Source organism: Endozoicomonas sp. ONNA1 (assembly GCF_024606325.1).
Lineage (GTDB): Bacteria > Pseudomonadota > Gammaproteobacteria > Pseudomonadales > Endozoicomonadaceae > Endozoicomonas_A.
Map to the genome: position 1 here is coordinate 1 of NZ_JAHHPN010000905.1, position 5,313 is coordinate 5,313.

General features: G+C 50.5%; 2 protein-coding genes. One reads left to right on the forward strand and one right to left on the reverse strand.

Annotation, left to right across the window (positions count from 1 at the left end):
- On the reverse strand, window positions 1-2,832 hold a 2,832-nt coding region (locus KDK19_RS21270), incomplete at its 3' end, for a TcdA/TcdB catalytic glycosyltransferase domain-containing protein (protein ID WP_257292897.1).
- Window positions 2,833-3,303: 471 nt separating this feature from the next.
- Here KDK19_RS21270 and KDK19_RS21275 point away from each other — a divergent pair.
- Window positions 3,304-5,313 (forward strand): hypothetical protein (locus KDK19_RS21275; protein ID WP_257292898.1); only part of this gene is annotated, 2,010 nt, incomplete at its 3' end.

Sequence of the window (5,313 nt, forward strand, 5' to 3'; positions counted from 1 at the left end):
AGGTGACACAGCCTGAGTGTCATCTTGAATCGTATCGGGAACCGGCGTCGACTTCCGGAGCGGCTGGCAACTTGCATCCCCGTGAAAGGCGCTGAAATCGTTCCAGAACGCCTCCGGTTGCAGCCGCTCATAAATGACCATGGACAAATAGTGAAGGAGAATTGAGCTGCCCCGGTCGCTGTCTGGAGCCAGCTCAGCCAGAGCGGTGGACTGAAACGGGGCAAGATCAGAGTCCAGGAAACTGCCATCCAAAACCAGCTTAGCCCCCTCGCCGGTGATATAGAGACCACTTTTTAGCCAGGGGCTCAGAGACACCAGCACCGTGAAACGGTCCGTCATGTCATCAGGCAAGCCTGAATAACCCAGCAACCGGGTAAAGGCCAGATCGACGTCTCTTTCGATCTGGCGAATGTCCCGGGATGAGAAAAAGTACTCAGGCTGGTTGCTGTCATTGGCGGTCACTGTATCCAGCATCAACTGAATATTCAGTTCGCCTTTATTTATAATTTTGCTGAATAGATAACCGCTTTCATTAACATATCCAAGCTCCCGCAAAACCGTTCGATAATGCTCTCTGGCCAGGTCAATGGCTCTGGAGATATCATTGCGTGGAATCACTTCCTTTTGTCCCAGGGCAAAATCTGAGGGCTGGATTTTCCACTGACCTCTAGGGGTTCTGTAACAGGTCCAGTGCTGTCCATTGCCGCGCTGCCATGACAACTTTTCCCGGGCATCAACCGAAGCGACCCAGGGCTGGCCAAGATCATCAACCTGGGTCAGCTCACGGGCCACTTCCAGAGTGTTCAAGGTTGCCAGCCCTGCTGGCAGGGCAGTCAGCACCTCCCGGAAAAATCTGACAATGCGCTCATCGCCCAGGGCGGGATCAGCAAGACAGTATATCTTTATTCGGTGCCTGGACTCATGCAACCACTGACTGGCAAGACCGGCCGCCAGGGCTGACCCGGAAAAGCCTGATAAACGACCATCTGCTGCCAATCGGCCCACCAGCACCAACAGCCCTGACGATGGCGGTTCAGCAAAAAAGTCCAAGGCATGGCCAGCATTGAGGGAAAGGGCCGATAGCCACTGTGTCGCCTGTGGGTAACTTTGATGGAGGAATCCGGCGACGGCCTGAATGCCCTCTTCCTGACCCAAAGGAAGAACATATTGCTTGAGCCTGCTGTTGTTTTTTTCAAGATGAAATGAAAGGCTTTTTTGCTGAGGATCCACCGCCAGGGCCAGGTGTTCTTCGGTCGACAAGGTCCCCCAGCTGGTCAGCTGCTTCCCTATTGGGTGCTGCTCCGGGGGCAAAGGCTGTCCGCCCAGCGATTGAATGTATTCGGTCATCGCCTCCCTGAGTAACTCATCGCCATTGAGAAACAGGTTAAGGCTTTCATCCCCGCGCAGCAGTCCCAACCGGTAAGCACCGATCCGGGCCAGGTCCAGGGGGAAACCATGATCCTTCGCCGCGTCCAGCTGGCTGAAATAAAACCGTCGGGTCTCCTGCCAGTTGTAGGGTTCAGCCGCCCCCAGGGCACGGTCTAAAAATCGGTACCTTTTGACCATCAAAGCCAACACCCGTTGTACGACAGGTGATCCCTGCCGGGCTGCCATCATGCTGGCGGACAGACGCCCACGGGATTGCCCAGCCTGAATAGTACCGGGAATCAGGCCCACCTGATTGATTGACCGAAAGGGTTGCCGGGTGACACTGGCTGCCGCCAGCAATTGCTGACGAATCCCCGGTTTGAGATCATCCAGCAGCTTGAGGCTGTCAATGTAGCCACCGCGAAGCGGTTGCCGGAGTTTGTCCTGACGGTGAGGGAAGTCGTCCGGGTGGCTCTCCAGGACCGCCTGGACAATTCCGGCTTCCAGCATCTCTTTTGGCAGGCCATCCCGTTCAATTCCGGTTAACCAGTCCCGATCTATGCCGGGCAGGCTATCCGGCCTGACAATAAAGCCACCGGCACTGAACAGGATCTGAAACCGGGCCAGATTTTCCGCTCCGTTGATATTTCCTCGCAGCAGCTCATTGAAGTAATCACTGGTCAGAATGTTCCCTTCTGGCCATAGCGATGCAATATCCCGAACGTTAACCCGCGCCTGATTTCCGCCGTCACTTAACTGGCTCAATGCTTTCCTGGCATAGAGAATCTGCTGATTAAACTGCTCCCTTTCAACGGCCAGTTCTTTGGCAGAAACGTGAGTGTATGAAACCAGAAAATCCTGCACCGCCCGATCAATGGAAGCCCCCTTGTCGTAGCTATTGAGAACATGACTGACAGCACGTCGCTGGGCATCGATGATTCGACTGATTAATTGTCCCGAAAACGGCTCAATGTCCCGGGCATTGGCAACATCGGCGAGTGCCCACTCTATGATGTATTTTCGCATCAGAGCGGCCAGGGAAACCCTCTGGTCCTGCCAGAGATGGATTTGATAATCCGGGTTGGCCCTGATCCAGGCTTTCAAATAATCCAGGCCATTCCTGTCCAGTGGCTGAAGCAATAACATGTGAATGGTTTTGGGCGGTTCTTCAAGGGTGCTCTCGAGAAAAGCCTGAACGGGGGATAACACCGCGGTGACCCAGTCTTTCTTAAAAGGTTCCTGCTGCAGGTACTCCTTCGCCCTGGTTTCTATCTGGCTGGCAGCCAGCCAGCCTTTGGCGGATGTTTTCTCCCGGATGGCATCGAAAGCGCTGTAACTCTCCATTAACTTGCGGTAATGAACCGTACTGCGATCTTCCAGAGATAGCTCGTTGTCGGCCATTTCCAGAAACTGGCTGAAATCAGGCTCTGATACTTGATGACGTTTAGCATTCTTACCAGACATTTTTTTAAAACCTTTTGCGATAGCCTTTGTGCATTTTCGTGATCGGGGTCGCTATACGCTGTAAAATACAAAATATAAACGACAAACGATGTTTTTTTATGAGATGCTCAGGTTAATACGAAAATCTGCTATCCTTCCCGAGAGCCAAGGATCCTTGCCTGACGTTATGCAGTCCATCTGCACTCAAGGGGTTTCTTCGCTTTAAAACAATCAACCCATTGGCATCTTCACCTGAGCTCCATTGGTTAGTGTTTTGAATCAATATATTTTGTTATGCCAATACGCGAAGACCGGCCTTCACCGGTTAACAACAATTGCGTATAGATTCAGTTTCTGGCGTGGACCCACCATTTCCAAGTCAGGTACTACGACAACGTTGTTGATGACTGATTACAGTACACGCGGGTTTAATTTGCCAGCCGGTGTGTTTTATTTTCAGTCTGATGACCTGATTCAGGAGGGTCGTTGTCTATGTACCACCGAACGCGCCGAATCTATCGAAAAGACCGCGATACGAATCACGTCCACACTGACTTTCTGGTGTTTTTGATTATGAGATCTGAAAATATAAGATCAAAGACGTTTTTCCCCATCTTTGCCCTTATGTTCATTGCTGTTATATGGATCGCCAGCTCCAGTGGAGCGGAAGAAACCCGGCAACATCGTCTGCTGTTAATGAACTCCAGCGGGTTGGCTGCCAATGGGGAACCCTTGGATGTCTATAAGGGTTCTGTTTCGTTCTACAACACTTCCCATATTCTGCTGACTGTTAATAATGCTACTAATTCCAGATCCAGCTTTTTGGTTGATTTCAACAACCTTGACGTTATTCAAAAATGGTCGGGAGTCCTTACCCCCAGCACTATAGTGCCAGACTCTCGCTTCGGGGAGCCATTAGCCCGATACCAGGGCCAAAAAGCAGGTCCTGTGGTCACTATCCCACTGTCAAACCTGACATATATTGCGGCTTTTAATGAAATACAGGAAGTTGATAATGGTATAGCCATTACCAGCTCGCTGATTAAACTTGATAAACAATGGCAGGAGAATCAATGGCGGAATGTCACTCTCGCTTCATCTTCAGACATTCCGGCTCTGAAAGACATTGTTAGCATGACACTATCACCGGATGGACACTTCCTTGCTGTCGTTGCTGCCGAAACCCAAACCCTGCTGATTTTTCGATACGATCAGGGACAATTGCATCTGATGCAATCAGTCTCCAACCCGGAAGATCTTGAGAAAGTGGACAGCTGGTTCGGAGTGCACGATGTAACCATTGCCAAACTACCCGATGATTCCACCACCGCCTTTATTGCCTCTACCGACCGGTTCGTCCATCTGGTGGCTTTAAACAAGGAAGATCAGTGGGAAACTCAGGAGGCTCAACTCATTGACTTTCAAAACATGCCCCAGGCACTCACCAGCATAGCCTCCAGTCCGGATGGCAGGAAAATAGCCGTGATTGGCAAACGGGGCACAATCCATACCCTGAAGCTCGTTTCCCCCCCTTTATTCGCAGAATGGCGAGACCCTCCTGTGTATGACTACGATGAATACGACAGGGATAAGGGCCAGTTCGAAGTAGGGCTTATGAATGTGACAGACCCCAATCAGCCAGACAGCAACGATAATTCCCGATTGATCGTCAGGGTTCACTGTGAAGACCATCAAGACCATTGCCCGTTCACCTGGCAAAACAACAGTTTAGTGGTCAATCCTGATAGTGATACCCCTTTGAGTAAAGAAAGCGGTGGTTGGGCACTATCGGAAAGATGGCCCCTGACTGTAACAGCAGCTAACCCACACAACCAGTTCAGTCAAATACGAACAGTGGTCAGCGTAAAACCAGCCGATTACACCTCGCGAATACTGAAACGGGTGTTCGCTGGTCTGTTGCCACCGCTGGCCATAGTAGGCTTTGGTACTTGCGGCCTGGTTAAATGGTGTAGATCAAGGAGGAAAACCTATGAACTCGATCACGAGGCCATGGCCGATGAATATACAGAAAATACCAATCATCGCCCTGAAAGCAATGATCAACCAGCACCGCCAGCCGGTTTAATTGTTCACTTTGATCCTGCATCAAATGAACTGACCCAAGTGCTGGTGCACCCGGCAATAGGTAATACAGACTCTGATTTAAGTTTAACCCTGTCTTCCCCTGCACCTGACGTTATAAATATGATCACTGCAGATACCCCTGAAGCTACAAATACGATCATTCCAGATGCCCCTGAAGCTACAAATACAACCACTGCAGATGCCCCTGAAGTTATAAATACGATCACTGCAGATACCCTTGAAGCTACAAATACAACCACTGCAGATGCCCTTGAAGCTACAAATACAACCACTGCAGATGCCCTTGAAGCTACAAATACAACCACTGCAGATGCCCTTGAAGCTACAAATACAACCACTGCAGATGCCCTTGAAGCTACAAATACAACCACTGCAGATGCCCTTGAAGCTACAAAT